The following is a 17190-nucleotide window of genomic DNA, read 5'->3' on the forward strand; positions in this document are numbered from 1 at the left end:
GTGCTCGCCGGGGAGGTCAGGGGCGTGCGACGGGCAGCCCGAGCTCTGCGAGCGCCGTGCGCAGGGCGGGGGTGCCGGTGAACACCACGCCGTGGAACCCGGCGGTGCGGGCGCCCGTGACGTTGGCCTCGACGTCGTCGACGAACACGGTGCGGGCGGGGTCGAGGGCGAAGCGCGCGGCGGCGAGGCGGAAGATCGCGGGGTCGGGCTTGGCGAGGCCCTCGCGGCCGGAGACGAGGACGTCGAGCAGGAGGCCGATGGCGGGGGCGGCGGGCTCGGCGTGGTGGTAGGTGTCGGCGGCCCAGTTGGTGAGCCCGTACACGGGCACCCCGGCGGCGCGGAGCTCGGTGACGAGCTGGTGGCTGCCGGGGACGGGGCCGGCGAGGGTGCCGGCGTACTCGCGGACGTAGCGGGCCGCCAGGGGGGCGAGGTGGGGTGCGGTGGCCTCGAGGTGGGCGACGGCGTCGGCCCAGGTGCGTCCGGCGTCCTGGGCGTGGTTGAACGCGGCGAAGTCGACCTCGTCCTTCCAGGCGGCGAGCTCGGTGGCCTCGACGCCGGTGAACGCGCCGTCGGGGTGCCAGCGCACGAGGACGTTGCCGAGGTCGAGCACGACGGCGTCGACCCGGCGGGCGGCGGGACCGGTCATCAGAGCATCTCCGGGGGGTCGAGCTGGACGCGGACGCGCCCGCCCTCGCGGCGGGCGGAGCGGACGGCGAGGGAGGCGCGCAGGCGCCGGGCGAGGTCGAGGCCGTCGGTGAGCGGGACGCGGGCGACGACGCGGACCTGCTCGTCGAGGCGGGCGGCGTCGTCGGGCACGGGGACGGGGCCGAGCACGGCGTCGGGCGGCAGGTCGAGGCGTCCGACGACGGCGCGCACGGCGTCGGGGTCCCCGGTGACGGCGGCGACGCGGACGGCGGGCGGCAGGTCGAGCTCGCGGCGTTCGGCGAGCTCGCGGTCGGCCAGGCCCGCGGGGTCGGCGCGCACGAGGGCGGCCGTGGGGGCGGGGGCGGCGTCCCCGACGAGGAGGACCTGCCCGTCGGGCCGGACGAGGGCGGCGGCGGCGAGCCAGCGGTGCGCGGCGTCCGTGGCGGTGGTCAGGGCGGTGCCGGCGGTCGACACGGCGGCGTCCAGCAGCAGGGCGGCGACGTAGCCGTCGTCCGCGACGGGCTCGGCGCCGGGGGTGGCGACCACGATGGCGGGGCGGGCGGGCACGTGGTCGAGGACCCCGCCGGGCGCGGTGGAGGCGGACACCTTCACGGGCACGCCGCTGAAGGCGCGGCCCAGCTCCTCGGCGGTGCGCTCGGACCCGACGCGCACGGCGCGCAGGCGGGTGTCGCCGCACTCGGGGCACTGCCAGCCCGCGGCCAGGCGCCCGCACCACGTGCACTGGGGGGCGCTGCCGTGCCGCGCCATGCCGAGGGGACCGTGGCAGGCGGTGCAGCGGGCGGCGGTGCGGCAGCGCCCGCACGCGACCGTGGGGACGTACCCGGCGCGCGGCACCTGGACGAGCACCGGACCGTGGGCGAGCGCGTCCTTCGCGGCGCGCCACGCGGCCGACGGCAGTCGCGCCCCCGCCCCGGCGCCCTCCCGGGCGAGCTCGACCGACGTCAGGGCGCGCACCCGCGGCGAGCGGGCGCGCAGCACGTCGCGGGGCGCCGCGATCTCGTGGGCCCACCCGCGCGCGACGAGGGCCTGGGCCTGCACGGTGCGGCCCGGGGACGCCACGAGCAGCGCGGCACCCTCGAGCTCGCTGCGCAGCGCCAGGACGTCCCGGGCGTGCGGGTAGGGGGCGTGCGGCTCGGCGAGGATCTCCTCCCCGTCGCCCCACAGCACCACCAGGCCGAGGGCGGGCACCGGCGCCCACACGGCCGCCCGGGTACCCACCACGACCGACGCCAGCCCGTGCCGCGCCCGCAGGAACGCCCGGTAGCGGGGCGCGGGACCGTCGTCGGCCTGCAGGCGCACCACGTCCGCCACCCCGGCGGCCTCGACCGCGTCCGCGAGCAGGGCGACGTCGCGGGCGTCGGGCACGACCACGAGCGCCCGCCGGCCCCCGACCACCGTGGCCCGCACCGCCTGCGCCACGGCAGCCGCCCAGTGCGGCACGCGCGCCACGTCCGACCCCGGCGCGGCGTGCAGGCCCGGCAGAGGGGTCCACACGGCCCGTGGAGCCTCGCCGGCCAGGACCCGGCGGCAGAACGCCTCCCCGCCCCGGTACGGCGCCCAGACGGCCGCGAAGCCGTCCCCGGCGGGCTGCGGGGGGACGGGCGGACCGACGAGGGCGGCACCGTCGTCGCCGTCGCCCGTGGCGTCCTCCGTGCCGGCGGTGGGCAGGTCCGCGCCCGCGGCGAGCCCGGCGAGCACCTCGCCCTCGACGCGGGCGTGCCGCGGCGGCACCGCCAGGCGCAGCACGTCCGCCACGGTGCCCGCGCACCGCTCCGCCACCCGGCGGGCCAGCTCCAGCACCGGCGCGGTCAGCACCGGGTCGGGCGACACCACGCGGCGCAGGGGCTGCAGGCGACCGTCGTGGTCCGACTCCGCGAGCCGCGCCACGACGAACCCGCCGACCTCCTGCGGGCCGAACCGGGCCCGCACCCGCACCCCCGGCACCGCGGCGTGCGCCATCGGCGCGGGCACCAGGTAGTCGTACTCACGGTCCAGGTGCGCGGGCTGCAGGTCGAGCACCACCCGGGCCACCGGGTCGACCTCGGCGACGGGCACGGGGCCCGCGGGACGGCGCCGCCGGGGCGCCCCGACGTCGTCGAGCCCGAGCAGCGCGGGCTGCTCGGGCTCGTCACGGGAGGTCACGGGGCTATGCAACCACGGACCGCCGACGCAGGTCGCGCCGCGGTCACACGGCGGCGCGCAGCGCCTCCACGCGGTCCGTGCGCTCCCAGGTGAAGCCCTCGACGTCGCGGCCGAAGTGCCCGTAGGCGGCCGTCGCGGCGTACACCGGCCGCAGCAGGTCCAGGTCGCGGATGATCGCGGCCGGGCGCAGGTCGAACACGTCGCGGATCGCGGCCTCGATGCGGGCCGGGTCGACCTGCGCGGTGCCGAACGTCTCGACGTACAGGCCCACCGGGTGCGCCTTGCCGATCGCGTACGCCACCTGCACCTCGCAGCGGCGCGCCAGGCCCGCCGCGACCACGTTCTTCGCGACCCAGCGCATCGCGTACGCCGCCGAGCGGTCCACCTTCGAGGGGTCCTTGCCGGAGAACGCGCCGCCGCCGTGGCGGGCCATCCCGCCGTACGTGTCGACGATGATCTTGCGGCCCGTCAGCCCGGCGTCGCCCTGCGGGCCGCCGACGACGAACTTGCCGGTCGGGTTGACGATGACGCGCGCGTCGGCGACGTCCAGCCCGCACTCCGCGGCGACCTGCGCCACGACCGGGTCGATGACGTGGTCGCTGACGTTGACCAGCAGCTTGTCCTGCTCGACGTCGGCGTCGTGCTGGGTGGACAGCACCACGGTGTCGAGGCGGACCGGGCGGTCGCCGTCGTAGCCGACCGTGACCTGCGTCTTGCCGTCGGGGCGCAGCCCGAGCACCTCGCCGGTGCGGCGCACCTCCGCGAGCCGCTCGGCCAGCCGGTGCGCGAGGAAGATCGGCAGCGGCATGAGGGAGGGCGTCTCGTCGGTCGCGTACCCGAACATCAGACCCTGGTCGCCGGCGCCCTGGGCGTCCAGCGGGTCGACGTCGGAGGCGTCCGTGCGGCGCTCCAGGGCCTCGTCGACGCCCTGCGCGATGTCGGGCGACTGCGCGCCGATCGACACGGACACGCCGCACGAGTCGCCGTCGAACCCGATGGTCGACGACGTGTAGCCGATCCCCCGCACGACCTCGCGGACGATCTGCGGGATCTCCACGTACGCGGAGGTCGTGACCTCGCCGGCCACGTGCACCAGACCGGTCGTCACCATCGTCTCGACGGCGACGCGCGAGGCCGGGTCCTGGGCGAGGAGGGCGTCGAGGATCGCGTCCGAGATCTGGTCGCACACCTTGTCCGGGTGTCCCTCGGTGACGGACTCGGAGGTGAACAGGCGCAGGGCGTGGGTCATGCGGGCCAGCCTACGGCGCGAACCCCCGCGACGGGACCCGTCGGTCCCGAAATTCGCCCACCATCCGAGATTGTCTCAGATGGTGGACGAGATGCTGCTCACGGCGTCCCACACGGCGTCCGCGACCTCGCGCTTCGACCCCGCGGCCACGGCCACCGTCTCCCCCGCACCGTCGACGATCGTCACGTCGTTGTCCGCGGTGCCGAAGCCCAGCGCGTGCCCCACGGCGTTCACCACGAGCAGGTCCGCGCCCTTGCGACGGGCCTTGGCCCGGCCGTGCTCCAGCACCGTGCCGTCGTCGTCGCCCGTCTCCGCGGCGAACCCGACCACGACCTGCCCCGCGCGGAGCCGGTCCGTCGCCAGCTCGGCCAGGACGTCCGGGTTCTCGACGAGCTCGATCGGGGCCGGCGCGCGGCCGGCGACCTTCTTGATCTTCGCCCCGGGCGCCGTCGCGGGCCGGAAGTCCGCCACGGCCGCCGCCATCACCACGACGTCCGCCGTCGTGGCGGCGCCGCGCACCGCGGACCGCAGCTCCGCCGTGCTCGACACCTCGACCACGTCGGCCCCGGCGCGGCGCAGGGGCGCCAGCAGGTCGTCCGCGAGGTTCGCCGCGACCAGCGTCACCCGGGCGCCCCGTGCCAGCGCCGCGGCCGCGAGGGCCACGCCCTGCCGGCCGCTGGACCGGTTGCCGATGAACCGCACGGGATCGATCGGCTCACGCGTGCCGCCCGCCGACACCACGACGTGCCGGCCCGCGAGGTCCGCGGTCGACGCCCGACGACGTTCCGCGGCCGCCAGCGCGACCCGGGCGATCTCCTCCGGCTCGGGCAGCCGACCCGGGCCGGTGTCCGCGCCCGTCAGGCGACCGCTCGCCGGGTCGACCACCACCACGCCGCGCGCCCGCAGCGTCGCGACGTTCGCGCGCGTCGCCGGGTGCTCCCACATCTCGGTGTGCATGGCCGGGGCCATCACCACGGGGCAGCGGGCCGTCAGCAGCGTCGAGGTCAGCAGGTCGTCCGCGCGGCCGGCCGCCGCGCGCGCCAGGAGGTCCGCCGTCGCGGGCGCCACGACCACGAGGTCCGCGCCCTGGCCGAGCGCCACGTGCTGGACCTTGTCGACGTCCTCGAACACCTCGGCCGTCACGGGCTCGCCGGACAGGGCCTCGAACGTCGGGGCGCCGACGAACCGCAGCGCGGACGCCGTGGGCACGACGCGCACGGCGTGCCCCTGCTCGCGCAGCAGCCGCAGCAGCAGCACGGCCTTGTACGCGGCGATGCCGCCGCTGACTCCCAGCAGGATCCTCATGCGGCGGCGGGGTGCGTCAGACGATCTCGTCGCCGACGACGTGCGCGGACGCCGACGGCTCCTCGCCGGCGACCTGGTCCGCGCCGAGCGCGAACGGGACGTCGACGGGCTCGGCGGCGGGCTGCGCCGTGAGCAGGCCGGCGTTGATCTCGCGCATCGCGATCGACAGCGGCTTCTCCTGGTTGCGGGTCTCGACCAGCGGGCCGACGTTCTCCAGGAGGCCCTCGTTGAGCTGGGCGTAGTACGCGTTGATCTGGCGGGCGCGCTTCGCCGCGTAGAGCACGAGGCCGTACTTCGACTCGCTGCGCGAGAGCAGGTCGTCGATCGGCGGGTCGGTGATACCGATGGGCTGCGGGGTGGTTCCGGCCATCACTGCCTCCAAGCAGACGTGGGGACCGGTGGCCGCGGGTCGTGCCCCGGCCACCGGGAAGTCATGGGGTTTCGAACGGACAGTCTACCCGTCCTCAGCCGGCGACCTGCGAGGTCGGCGACGTGGCGCCCGTCTCTGCGCCCGGTCCGGGGTCCGCGCCCAGCAGGCGGGCCAGCGCGTCGGTGGCGCGCGTCACGTCGTCGTTGACGATCGTGACGTCGAACTCGGCCTCCGCCGCCATCTCCACGCGTGCGGTCGCCAGCCGGCGCTCGCGCTCCTCGGCGTCCTCGGTGCCACGACCGACCAGGCGGCGCACGAGCTCGTCGAAGCTCGGCGGGGCGAGGAACACGAACTGCGCGTCCAGGCCGCTGCGTGCGACCGCCTCGCGCACCTGCCGGGCGCCCTGCAGGTCGATCTCCAGCAGCGTGGGGCGGCCGGCGGCGAGGTGCTCCACGACGGGCCCGCGCGGCGTGCCGTAGCGGTGCCGGCCGTGCACGACCGCCCACTCGAGCATCTCGCCGTCCGCGACCATGCGGTCGAACTCCTCGGGCGTGACGAACAGGTAGTGCACACCGTGCACCTCGCCGGGCCGGGCGGGTCGCGTCGTCGCCGACACCGACAGCCACACCTGCGGGTAGCGGGCCCGGATGTCCGCGGACACCGTGCCCTTGCCGACGGCGGTCGGCCCGGCGAGGACGGTCAGCCGCGCGGTGCCCGGGTGGTCGTGATCAGCCGGAACGCCGGCGGGTGAAGCGGAAATCTCAGCCAAACCTCTCGATGAGCGCCGACGCCTGGTGCGGTCCCAGGCCACGGACGCGGCGGGTCTCGGCGATCCCGATCTCTTCCATGATCGCCCGGGCCTTCACCTTACCGACTCCGGGGAGCGACTCGAGCAGGGAGACGACCTTGAGCTTGCCCACGACGTCGTCCGTCCTGCCCTCCTCGATCACCTCCTTGAGCGACCCCTGGGAGTACTTCAGGCGGTTCTTGATCTCGGCGCGCACCCGACGCGCCTCGGCAGCCTTCTCGAGAGCCGCCGCACGCTGTTCCGGGGTGAGAGGAGGAAGGGCCACGCAAGTCACCTACTTCGTCGGACCGACAGTTGCACTGCTCACTCGAAAGTAGCCACGACCTGCGGCAGCGGCAATCGCTGGGGCCCCCTGCGGGCAAATCCGCACGGCCCCGGCCGCGACATTCGGGACCGAACGTCCCCAACCGGGCGAACCACGCCCGGTCGGGGACGCCCGGTCAGCCGGCGGGACGCAGCGCGGCCCGGACCTCGGCGGCCGCGGACGCGGCGGCCCGCCGCAGGTCGTCGGCGGTGGGACCGGCGCCCAGCACCCCCCGCGAGGAGGACGCGAGCACCTGGCCGCGGGCCGCGCCGAACACGGCCGACAGCTCGCGCTCCCCCGCTCCCTGGGCGCCGACGCCCGGCGCCAGGAGCGGGCCGTTGACGGCCGTCAGGTCCGTGCCCGTGGCGCGGGCGGCGTCCCCGACGGTCGCGCCGACCACGAGGCCGACCGAGCCCAGGGGGTCGGCGCCCGCGTTGAGGGCCGCGGCCTGCGCGGCCACCGACGCGGCGACGCTGGTGCCGGCCGCGCCGACGGCGTGCTGCACCTCGTGGCCCTCCGGGTTGGAGGTGAGGCACAGCACGAACACGCCGCGGCCGGTGGCGGTCGCCCGCTCCAGCGCCGGGGCCAGCGACCCGAAGCCGAGGTACGGCGAGAGCGTCACGGCGTCCCCGGCGAGCGGGGAGCCGTCCGCGAGGAACGCGTCCGCGTAGCCGGCCATGGTGGAGCCGATGTCGCCGCGCTTGGCGTCGACGATCGAGAGGGTCCCCGCGGCGCGCGCCGCGGCGATCACCTCCTCCAGGACCGCCAGGCCCGCGGAGCCGTGCCGCTCGAAGAACGCCGCCTGCGGCTTGACCGCGGCCACCCGGCCGCCCAGCGCCTCGACGACCCGCAGCGAGAACTCGCGCAGCCCCGCCACGGAGTCGTCCAGGCCCCACGCGGCGAGCAGCGACGCGTGCGGGTCGATGCCGACGCAGAGCGGACCGTGGTCGTCCATCGCGGCGGCGAGGCGCGCCCCGAACGGGACGACCTCCGCCGGGGCGGACGCCGTCGTCACGACGCCACCGCCGCGCGGCGCGCGACCGTGGCCGCGGTGTGCTCCTGGAGGCTGGCGACCTCGAACGGCCCGCCGAGCACCGCCTCGATGCCCTGCACCGCCGCGGCGAGCTGGTCCACCGTGGTGACGATCGGCTTGTCCGCGGCGGTCGTGGCGGCACGGATCTCGTAGCCGTCGGCGCGCGCACCCTGGCCCGACGGGGAGTTGACCACCAGGTCGACCTCGCCGGCGGTGATGAGATCCACGATCGTGGGCTCGCCGTCGGCCGACGGGCCCTGCGAGTACTTGCGCACCGCGCGGGCCGTGATGCCGTTGCGGGCCAGCACCTGCGCGGTGCCGGCGGTGGCCAGCACCTCGAAGCCGAGGTCCGCGAGCCGCTTCACCGGGAAGACGATGGAGCGCTTGTCCCGGTCCGCGACGGAGACGAAGACCGTGCCCGAGGTCGGCAGGCCGCCGAACGCCGCCGCCTGCGACTTGGCGAAGGCGTGCGGGAAGTCCTTGTCGAAGCCCATGACCTCGCCCGTGGAGCGCATCTCCGGCCCGAGCACGGTGTCGACCACGAGGCCCTCCGCGGTGCGGAACCGCTTGAAGGGCAGCACGGCCTCCTTGACCGCCAGCGGGGCGCCCAGGTCGAGCGTGCCGCCGTCGCCCTCGGCGGGCAGCACGCCGGCCGCCCGCAGCTCGGCGATCGACTCGCCCGCCATGACGCGGGCCGCGGCCTTGGCCAGCGACGTGCCGGTGGCCTTGGACACGAACGGCACCGTGCGCGAGGCGCGCGGGTTCGCCTCCAGGACGTACAGCACGTCGGACACGAGGGCGTACTGGACGTTGAGCAGGCCCCGCACCCCCACGCCCTTCGCGATCGCCTCGGTCGAGCGACGGATCCGCTCGATCTCGGCCTCGCTCAGCGACACCGGGGGCAGCACGCAGGCGGAGTCGCCGGAGTGGATGCCGGCCTCCTCGATGTGCTCCATGACGCCGCCGAGGAACAGCTCGGTGCCGTCGTAGAGCGCGTCGACGTCGATCTCCATCGCGTCGTCGAGGAAGCGGTCGATGAGCAGCGGCGCGGGCAGCGTGCCCGGCGCGCGGTGCGACACGGCCGCGGCGGCCGCCGCCTCCAGCGCTCGCTCGACGTAGCCGGTGAGCTGCTCGGAGGAGTAGACGATCTCCATGCCCCGGCCGCCCAGCACGTAGGAGGGGCGCACGAGCACCGGGTAGCCGATGCGCTCGGCGACCTCCGTGGCCTGGCTCAGCGAGCGGGCCGTGCCGAACGCGGGCGCCGGGAGCCCGGCGTCCTCCAGCACCTGGCCGAACACGCCGCGGTCCTCGGCGGCGTCGATCGCCTCCGGCGACGTGCCGAGGATCGGCAGGCCCGCGTCGGCGAGGCGCTGCGCGAGCGACAGCGGCGTCTGGCCGCCGAGGGTGACGATGATCCCCTTGACGGGGCCGGCGGCGAGCTCGGCCTGGTACACCTCGAGGACGTCCTCGAAGGTCAGCGGCTCGAAGTACAGGCGGTCGGAGGTGTCGTAGTCGGTCGAGACCGTCTCCGGGTTGCAGTTCACCATGACCGTCTCGTAGCGGTCCTTGAGGGTGAGCGCCGCGTGCACGCACGAGTAGTCGAACTCGATGCCCTGGCCGATGCGGTTCGGGCCCGAGCCGAGGATGATGATCGCCTCCCGCTCGCGCGGCGCCACCTCGGTCTCGGTGTCGTAGGACGAGTAGTGGTACGGCGTGCGGGCCGCGAACTCCGCGGCGCACGTGTCGACCGTCTTGAACACCGGGCGCACCCCGAGGGCGTGACGCGCCTCGCGCACGGCCGCCTCGCCGCCCGCACCCATGCCGCGCAGGGCCGCGACCTGGACGTCGGACAGCCCGTGCCGCTTGGCCAGGCGCAGCAGGTCGGCGCTGAGGGCGTCGGCGGAGCGGACCTCCTCGGCGACCTCGTTCATCAGCAGGATCTGGTCGAGGAACCACGGGTCGATCTTCGTCGCGTCGAACACCTGCTCCAGCGTGGCGTGCCCGGCGACGACCGCGCGCAGCGCCTGCTGCACGCCCACCATCCGGTACTCCGTGGGGCGGACGATCTCGGCGAGCAGCGCGTCGAGCTCGGCACCGGCCGGGGCGTCGCCGTCCCAGTGGAACGTCACGCCGGACTTGTCGATGCTGCGCAGCGCCTTGCCGAGCGCCTCGGTGAAGTTGCGGCCCAGCGCCATGGCCTCGCCGACGGACTTCATCGTGGTGGTCAGCGTGCCGTCCGCGGCCGGGAACTTCTCGAACGCGAACCGCGGCACCTTGACCACGACGTAGTCGAGCGTCGGCTCGAAGCTCGCCGGGGTGACCTGCGTGATGTCGTTCGGGATCTCGTCGAGGGTGTAGCCGACGGCGAGCTTCGCGGCGATCTTCGCGATCGGGAAGCCGGTCGCCTTCGACGCCAGCGCCGAGGAGCGCGACACGCGCGGGTTCATCTCGATGACGATGACGCGGCCCGTGTCCGGGTCGACGGCGAACTGGATGTTGCAGCCGCCGGTGTCGACGCCGACCTCGCGGATGACCGCGATGCCGATGTCGCGCAGCTTCTGGTACTCGCGGTCGGTGAGCGTCATCGCCGGGGCGACCGTCACCGAGTCGCCGGTGTGCACGCCCACCGGGTCGACGTTCTCGATGGAGCAGACGACCACCACGTTGTCGTTGCGGTCGCGCATGAGCTCCAGCTCGTACTCCTTCCAGCCGAGGATGGACTCCTCCAGGAGCACCTCGGTGGTCGGCGAGTAGTGCAGGCCCTGGCCGACGATGCGGCGCAGGTCCGTCTCGTCGTAGGCGAAGCCGGAGCCGAGGCCGCCCATCGTGAAGGACGGGCGCACGACCATCGGGTAGCCGAGCTGGTCGACGGCCGCGAGCGCCTCGTCGATCGTGTGGACGATGACGGAGCGGGCGGACTCGCCGCCGCACTTGGCCACGACGTCCTTGAACTGCTGGCGGTCCTCGCCCTTCTGGATGGCGGGGATGTTCGCGCCGATGAGCTCGACGCCGTACTCGGCCAGGACGCCGGCCTCGTCGAGGGCGATGGCGGCGTTGAGGGCCGTCTGCCCGCCGAGGGTCGGCAGGAGCGCGTCGGGGCGCTCCTTGGCGATGATCGTGGTGAGGACCTCGGTGGTGATCGGCTCGACGTAGGTGGCGTCGGCGAACTCCGGGTCGGTCATGATCGTGGCCGGGTTGGAGTTGACGAGGATGACGCGCAGGCCCTCCTCCTTGAGCACGCGGCAGGCCTGCGTGCCGGAGTAGTCGAACTCGCACGCCTGGCCGATGACGATCGGGCCGGACCCGATGACCAGGACGGAGGAGAGGTCGGAACGGCGGGGCATCAGTTCTCCTTCGAGCCGGCGGGGGCGGCGGCCTGCTCGCCGAGCGCGGCGAGGGCGGCGTCCGGCACGGTGACGGGCCGGCGGGTGGTCATGAGCTCGACGAAGCGGTCGAACAGGTAGGTGCTGTCGTGGGGTCCGGCCGCGGCCTCCGGGTGGTACTGCACGGAGAACGCGGGGACGTCGAGCGCGGTGAGGCCCTCGACCACGCGGTCGTTGAGGCCGACGTGGGACACGATGACGCGGCCGTAGGCGGCGTCGTCGGTGCGCGCGGCGTCGTGCGGCGCGGTGCTCACGGCGTCCACGGGGGCGTCGACGGCGAACCCGTGGTTGTGCGCGGTGACCTCCACCTTGCCCGTGGTGCGGTCCATGACGGGCTGGTTGATGCCGCGGTGGCCGTACCCGAGCTTGTAGGTGCCGTAGCCGAGCGCGCGGCCGAGCAGCTGGTTGCCGAAGCAGATGCCGAAGAACGGGATGCGGCGGTCGAGGACCTCGCGCAGCAGCTCGACCTCGGCGGTCGCGGCGGACGGGTCGCCGGGGCCGTTGGAGAAGAACACGCCGGCGGGGGCGTCGGTCGGCAGCAGGGCGGTGACGTCGTCGATGGTCGTGGACTGCGGGACCACGTGGACGCGGACGCCACGCTCGGCGAGGCGGGCCGGCGTCATGGCCTTGATGCCGAGGTCGACGGCGACGACGGTCGCGACGGGCTCGGCGCCGGCGAACTCGCCGGCGGGCTCGACGGTGTACGGCTCGGTGGTGGAGACCTCGCGGGCGAGGTCGGCGCCGGCCATCGCGGGGGCGCCCTTCACCTCGGCGACCAGGTCGGCGACGTCGCGCTCGACGCCGCCCTCGACCAGGGCCTCGCCGGAGAAGATGCCGGCGCGCATGACGCCGAGCTCGCGCAGGTGACGGGTCAGGTGGCGGGTGTCGACGCCGGAGATGCCGACGACGTCCTGCGCGGCGAGGTCGTCCTCGAGCGTGCCGGTGGCGCGCCAGGACGACATGCGGCGCGCGGGGTCGCGCAGCACGTAGCCCGCGACCCAGATGCGGCCCGACTCGGGGTCGTCGGCGTTGATGCCCGTGTTGCCGACGTGGGGGGCCGTCATGACGACGATCTGCCGGTGGTAGGACGGGTCGGTGAGGGTCTCCTGGTAGCCGGTCATGCCGGTGTTGAAGACGATCTCGCCGAGGGTGACGCCGCGGGCGCCGTAGGCGTGGCCGCGGGCGACGGTGCCGTCCTCGAGGACGAGGACCGCCGGTTCGGTGCTGGTGGTGGTGCTCACTGCGGATCCTTCGCGGTCGGCGTGGACGGGAGGAGGGGGCGGAGGGCGTCGAGGACGCGGGCCGTGTCGGCGTGGTGGCGCAGGCGCAGGCCGGTGTCGAGGACGGTCGGCTCGGCGGTGGCGTCGGGGCCTGCCGGGTCCGGGACCTGCCAGGTGATGACGGCGAGCCCGTCGCGGCCGACGAACTTGCCGGCCATGCCGGGGGCGGTGCCGACGCCGCGCAGGGCGTCGGCGGGCACGAACAGGGGCCCGGTGCCGTCCCGGTCGACGACGACGCCGCCGGCGTAGACGGTGACCTCGGCCTGGGCGCGGTCGCCGAGGCCGTGGGCGCCGACGCGGGCGAGCCAGTCGCCGTGCAGCGTGCTGGACACGTACACGCAGTCCAGGGGCCCGAGGAGGGTGTCACCGAGCGCGCCGTCGACCAGCGGGGGGCCGGGCGGGGCGGACACGACGTGCCGGGAGCGGGACGCGATCCGGCGGCGCCCCGTCAGGACGGCCAGCAGCAGGACGACGCCGAGGACCACCCAGATCCCCACGGCGACGGGCAGCGGGAGGTTCACCGGGCGTCCACCGCCTCGACCGGGGCGCCGTCCAGGACGGTGGCGCGCCCGCGCAGGAACGTCGCCACGACGCGGCCCGGCAGCTCGTGGCCGGCGAACGGCGTGTTCGCGCTGGCGGTGACCTGCTCGGCGCCGACGACGGTGCGGCGCGCGGCCGGGTCGACGAGCGTGAGGTTGGCGGGCTCCCCGACCTCGATGGGGCGGCCGTGCTGCGCCTCGACCCGGCCGATGCGGGCCGGGTTGGCGGACATCACGCGCGCCACGTCCGCCCAGGTGAGGCGGCCGGAGTCGACCATGGTGGCCTGCACGACGGACAGGGCGGTCTCGAGCCCGGTCATGCCGAACGCGGCCGCCGGCCACTCGCAGTCCTTGTCCTCGCGCGCGTGCGGCGCGTGGTCGGTCGCGACGATGTCGATCGTGCCGTCCGCCAGGCCCGCGCGGACCGCCTCGACGTCCGCCGCGGTGCGCAGCGGCGGGTTCACCTTGTAGGTGGCGTCGTAGGTGCGCGCCAGCTCGTCGGTGAGGATGAGGTGGTGCGGGGTGACCTCCGCGGTGACGTCGATGCCGCGCGCCTTGGCCCAGCGCACGATCTCGACCGACCCGGCCGTCGACAGGTGGCACACGTGCAGGCGGGAGCCGACGTGCTCGGCGAGCAGCACGTCGCGGGCGATGATCGCCTCCTCGGCGACCGCGGGCCAGCCGGTGAGGCCGATCGCCGCGGACACGACGCCCTCGTTCATCTGGGCGCCCTCGGTGAGGCGGGGCTCCTGGGCGTGCTGGGCGACGACGCCGTCGAACGCCTTGACGTACTCCAGCGCGCGCCGCATGAGGACGGGGTCGTGCACGCACCGGCCGTCGTCGGAGAAGACGCGCACGCGGGCGGCGGAGTCGGCCATGGCGCCGAGCTCGGCGAGACGCTCGCCGTCCAGGCCCACGGTGACCGCCCCGACGGGGTGGACGTCGACCCAGCCGGACTCCTGGCCGAGCCGCCACACCTGCTCCACGACGCCGGCGGTGTCCGCCACGGGCGAGGTGTTGGCCATGGCGTGCACGGCGGTGAACCCGCCGGCGGCGGCGGCGCGGGTGCCGGACTCGACCGTCTCGGCGTCCTCGCGGCCGGGCTCGCGCAGGTGGGTGTGCAGGTCGACCAGGCCGGGCAGCAGGACGTGCCCGGCGGCCTCGACCACCGTCGCGCCGTCCGTGGCGGCGGTGCCGGGGGCCGCGATCTCGGCGACGACACCGTCGCGCAGGACGACGTCGACGGGCTCGCCGCCGAGCGGACGGACCTCGCGCAGGACGTAGATGGTGCTCACGGGGTGTTCCCTTCCGCCGAGGTGTCCCCGGCCATCAGCAGGTAGAGGGCGGCCATCCGCACGGCGACGCCGTTGGCGACCTGCTCGACGATCACGGCGCGGTCGGAGTCCGCCGCCTCGGCGGAGATCTCCAGGCCGCGGTTCATCGGACCGGGGTGCATGACGATCGCGTGCTCGGGCAGCCGGGCCAGGCGTCGCGCGTCGAGTCCGTAGTAGCGGGTGTACTCGCGCGGGCTGGGGAAGAACGCGCCCGCCCCGCCGGACATCCGCTCGCGCTGCACGCGCAGCATCATGACGGCGTCGGGCCGGACCTGGTCGATCGTCTCGTCCAGCGAGTACGACACGTGGCACGGCCACGTCTCCACCCCCACCGGCACGAGGGTCGGCGGCGCGACCAGCGTGACCTCGGCGCCGAGCGTGTGCAGCAGCGCGACGTTGGCGCGCGCCACGCGCGAGTGCAGGACGTCGCCGACGATGACGACCCGCAGGCCCGCCAGGTCCGCCCCGACACCCTGCCCGGCTCCGCCGCGCAGACCCACCAGGTGACGGCGGATCGTGAACGCGTCCAGCAGCGCCTGGGTGGGGTGCATGTGCGTGCCGTCGCCCGCGTTGAGGACCGCGGCGTCCAGCCAGCCGCCGTGCGCGAGCTGGTACGGCGCGCCCGAGGCCCAGTGCCGCACGACGACCGCGTCGGCGCCCATCGCGTGCAGCGTCAGCGCGGTGTCCTTGAGCGACTCCCCCTTGGACACGCTGGAGCCCTTGGCGGAGAAGTTGATGACGTCCGCCGACAGCCGCTTGGCCGCCGCCTCGAACGAGATGCGGGTGCGCGTGGAGTCCTCGAAGAACAGGTTGACCACGGTGCGGCCGCGCAGCGTCGGGAGCTTCTTGATCTCCCGCGACTGCGTCGCCGCCATCTGCGCGGCCGTGTCCAGCAGGAGGACCGCCTCGTCCTTGGACAGGTCGGCGGTGGACAGCAGGTGCTTCATCGGGTCGCCCCCTGGTCGTCGGTGCGCCCGGAGATCACCACGGCGTCGTCGACGTCGTCGACCTCGGCCAGGCGGACCCGGACCCGCTCGCTCGTGGCCGTGGGCAGGTTCTTGCCGACGAAGTCCGGCCGGATCGGCAGCTCGCGGTGGCCGCGGTCCACCAGGCAGGCCAGGCGCACGGCGCGCGGACGACCGAGGTCGCCCAGCGCGTCGAGCGCCGCGCGGATCGTGCGGCCCGAGTACAGGACGTCGTCGACGAGCACCACGGTGCGGCCCTCGATGCCGACGTCGGGCAGCCGGGTGACGCCCACGGAACGCGTCGGGTGGCGTCGCAGGTCGTCGCGGTACATGGTCACGTCGAGCTCGCCCGTGCGGGCGGCCGCGTCGAAGGTGGGGTCGATCTGGGCCAGGCGCGTCGCGAGACGGCGGGCCAGGGTGACGCCACGGGTGGGGATGCCCAGCAGGACCACGTCGTCGGTGCCCTTGGCACGCTCGACGATCTCGTGGGCGATCCGGGTGAGGGCGCGAGCGACGTCGCTCGCACCGAGGACGGTCGTGCCGTCGCTCTGCGCATCGGGCTGCACTGCGGGCAGGGCTTCGCCAGGGTTCACCACAGGACTCCTTGCCGCCTCACGGGACGGGATTAAAGGGGTGTCGGTCGTTCGCCACCTTAACCCGTCGCCCGGGGACGACGAAGCCGACGCCCGCCATGCGGGCGTCGGCTTGGTCACACCGGTGTCGGGCCCCGCCTCTCGGGGCGGCCCGACCTCAGTCCAGCAGCGTCGGCTTGACGTCGAGCAGCCGGCCCAGCAGGCCGTTGACGAAGCCCGGCGAGTCGTCCGTGGACAGCTCGCGGGCCAGGTCGACCGCCTCGTCCACCGCGACGGCGTCCGGGACCTCGTCGTTGTAGAGGAGCTCGAAGGCGCCCACGCGCAGCAGCGCACGGTCGACCGCGGGCATGCGGGCGAGCGTCCACTCCCGCGAGTACGTCTCGAGCAGCTCGTCGATGCGCTCGCGGTGGGCGACCACACCCTCGACGAGGTCGACGGTGTACTGCGGGACGGCCGCCTCGGTGTGCGGCTCGATCACGCGGTCCTGCAGGAGGACCAACGGGTCGATCTCGCGCTGCTCCGCCTCGAAGAGGATGTCGGCGGCGCGCTTGCGGGCCTTCGTGCGTGCGCCCACCTCAGTCGTTCACGCGGCCCAGGTACGACCCGTCACGCGTGTCGACCTTGACCTTCGTGCCCTGCTCGAGGAACAGCGGGACCTGGATCTGGGCGCCGGTCTCCAGCGTGGCGGGCTTGGTGCCGCCGGTGGAGCGGTCGCCCTGCAGGCCGGGCTCGGTGTAGGTGATCTCCAGGACCACCGAGGCGGGCAGCTCGACGTACAGCGGGGTGCCGTCGTTCTGCGCGACCATGACGCTCATGCCCTCGAGCATGTAGTTCTTCGCGTCGCCGACGGTGCCCGCGGCGACGTTGATCTGGTCGTAGGTGTCCGTGTCCATGAAGACGTAGTCGTCGCCGTCCATGTACAGGTACTGGAAGTCGCGACGGTCGACGCTGGCGGTCTCGATCTTGGCGCCCGCGTTGAACGTCTTGTCGACGACCTTGCCCGACAGCACGTTCTTCATCTTCGTGCGGACGAACGCGCCACCCTTGCCCGGCTTCACGTGCTGGAACTCGAGGATGCTCCAGAGCTGGCCGTCGATGCGCAGCACGGTGCCGTTCTTGATGTCGTTGGAGGTTGCCACGTGGTAGTCAGTCCTCGGCAGGTCTCGGTGTCGGATGGGGCTCGTCCGGTGCGGGGCCCTCCCGGAGGGGTCGGCCCGGC

The 17190-nt window shown here is 74.7% G+C and carries 15 protein-coding genes and 1 pseudogene; all 16 read right to left on the bottom strand.

Features of this window, described 5'->3' with window-relative positions; translation table 11 throughout:
* Positions 1-16: 16 nt before the first annotated feature.
* Positions 17-646, bottom strand: a complete 630-nt coding sequence (locus ATJ88_RS09585; RefSeq protein WP_098463635.1) for an HAD family hydrolase — start codon at positions 644-646, stop codon at positions 17-19.
* On the bottom strand, positions 646-2808 hold the full coding sequence (locus ATJ88_RS09590) for a primosomal protein N' family DNA-binding protein (RefSeq protein ID WP_098463636.1): 2163 nt from the start codon (positions 2806-2808) through the stop codon (positions 646-648). The genes ATJ88_RS09585 and ATJ88_RS09590 overlap by 1 nt, the downstream gene beginning before the upstream one ends.
* Before the next feature lie 43 nt (positions 2809-2851).
* On the bottom strand, positions 2852-4057 hold the full coding sequence (metK, locus tag ATJ88_RS09595) for a methionine adenosyltransferase (protein WP_098463637.1): 1206 nt from the start codon (positions 4055-4057) through the stop codon (positions 2852-2854).
* 75 nt (positions 4058-4132) lie between these two features.
* A complete protein-coding gene (gene coaBC, locus ATJ88_RS09600; protein WP_098463638.1) occupies positions 4133-5362 on the bottom strand; it encodes a bifunctional phosphopantothenoylcysteine decarboxylase/phosphopantothenate--cysteine ligase CoaBC in 1230 nt (409 codons plus the stop codon).
* 106 nt (positions 5363-5468) lie between these two features.
* Positions 5469-5732 (bottom strand): annotated as a pseudogene (rpoZ, locus tag ATJ88_RS09605) (DNA-directed RNA polymerase subunit omega); the annotation flags it as partial.
* A 94-nt stretch (positions 5733-5826) separates the two neighbouring features.
* Positions 5827-6501 carry a guanylate kinase gene (gmk, locus tag ATJ88_RS09610; protein WP_098463640.1) on the bottom strand — a complete coding sequence of 225 codons (675 nt, stop codon included), beginning with the start codon at positions 6499-6501 and terminating at the stop codon, positions 5827-5829.
* The gene (gene mihF, locus ATJ88_RS09615) at positions 6494-6805 is read right to left on the bottom strand and encodes an integration host factor, actinobacterial type (RefSeq protein WP_068204820.1); all 312 of its coding nucleotides are present in this window, start codon (positions 6803-6805) and stop codon (positions 6494-6496) included. Before mihF ends, gmk begins: the two co-directional genes overlap by 8 nt.
* A gap of 175 nt (positions 6806-6980) precedes the next feature.
* On the bottom strand, positions 6981-7859 hold the full coding sequence (gene pyrF, locus ATJ88_RS09620; protein ID WP_281255247.1) for an orotidine-5'-phosphate decarboxylase: 879 nt from the start codon (positions 7857-7859) through the stop codon (positions 6981-6983).
* Positions 7856-11221 carry a carbamoyl-phosphate synthase large subunit gene (gene carB / locus ATJ88_RS09625; RefSeq protein WP_098463641.1) on the bottom strand — a complete coding sequence of 1122 codons (3366 nt, stop codon included), beginning with the start codon at positions 11219-11221 and terminating at the stop codon, positions 7856-7858. Before carB ends, pyrF begins: the two co-directional genes overlap by 4 nt.
* Complete coding sequence (gene carA, locus ATJ88_RS09630) at positions 11221-12501, bottom strand: glutamine-hydrolyzing carbamoyl-phosphate synthase small subunit (protein WP_098463642.1); 1281 nt, start codon at positions 12499-12501, stop codon at positions 11221-11223. The genes carB and carA overlap by 1 nt, the downstream gene beginning before the upstream one ends.
* A complete protein-coding gene (locus ATJ88_RS09635) occupies positions 12498-13061 on the bottom strand; it encodes a PH-like domain-containing protein (protein ID WP_098463643.1) in 564 nt (187 codons plus the stop codon). The genes carA and ATJ88_RS09635 overlap by 4 nt, the downstream gene beginning before the upstream one ends.
* Complete coding sequence (locus tag ATJ88_RS09640; RefSeq protein WP_098463644.1) at positions 13058-14374, bottom strand: dihydroorotase; 1317 nt, start codon at positions 14372-14374, stop codon at positions 13058-13060. The genes ATJ88_RS09635 and ATJ88_RS09640 overlap by 4 nt, the downstream gene beginning before the upstream one ends.
* Complete coding sequence (locus ATJ88_RS09645; RefSeq protein ID WP_098463645.1) at positions 14371-15360, bottom strand: aspartate carbamoyltransferase catalytic subunit; 990 nt, start codon at positions 15358-15360, stop codon at positions 14371-14373. The genes ATJ88_RS09640 and ATJ88_RS09645 overlap by 4 nt, the downstream gene beginning before the upstream one ends.
* On the bottom strand, positions 15357-15971 hold the full coding sequence (pyrR, locus tag ATJ88_RS09650; protein WP_098465250.1) for a bifunctional pyr operon transcriptional regulator/uracil phosphoribosyltransferase PyrR: 615 nt from the start codon (positions 15969-15971) through the stop codon (positions 15357-15359). The genes ATJ88_RS09645 and pyrR overlap by 4 nt, the downstream gene beginning before the upstream one ends.
* 157 nt (positions 15972-16128) lie before the next feature.
* Positions 16129-16545, bottom strand: a complete 417-nt coding sequence (gene nusB, locus ATJ88_RS09655; RefSeq protein ID WP_098463646.1) for a transcription antitermination factor NusB — start codon at positions 16543-16545, stop codon at positions 16129-16131.
* A gap of 1 nt (position 16546) precedes the next feature.
* A complete protein-coding gene (efp, locus tag ATJ88_RS09660; protein ID WP_098463647.1) occupies positions 16547-17110 on the bottom strand; it encodes an elongation factor P in 564 nt (187 codons plus the stop codon).
* Positions 17111-17190: the final 80 nt, after the last annotated feature.

The sequence above is a fragment of the Isoptericola jiangsuensis genome, assembly GCF_002563715.1.
Taxonomy (GTDB): domain Bacteria; phylum Actinomycetota; class Actinomycetes; order Actinomycetales; family Cellulomonadaceae; genus Isoptericola; species Isoptericola jiangsuensis.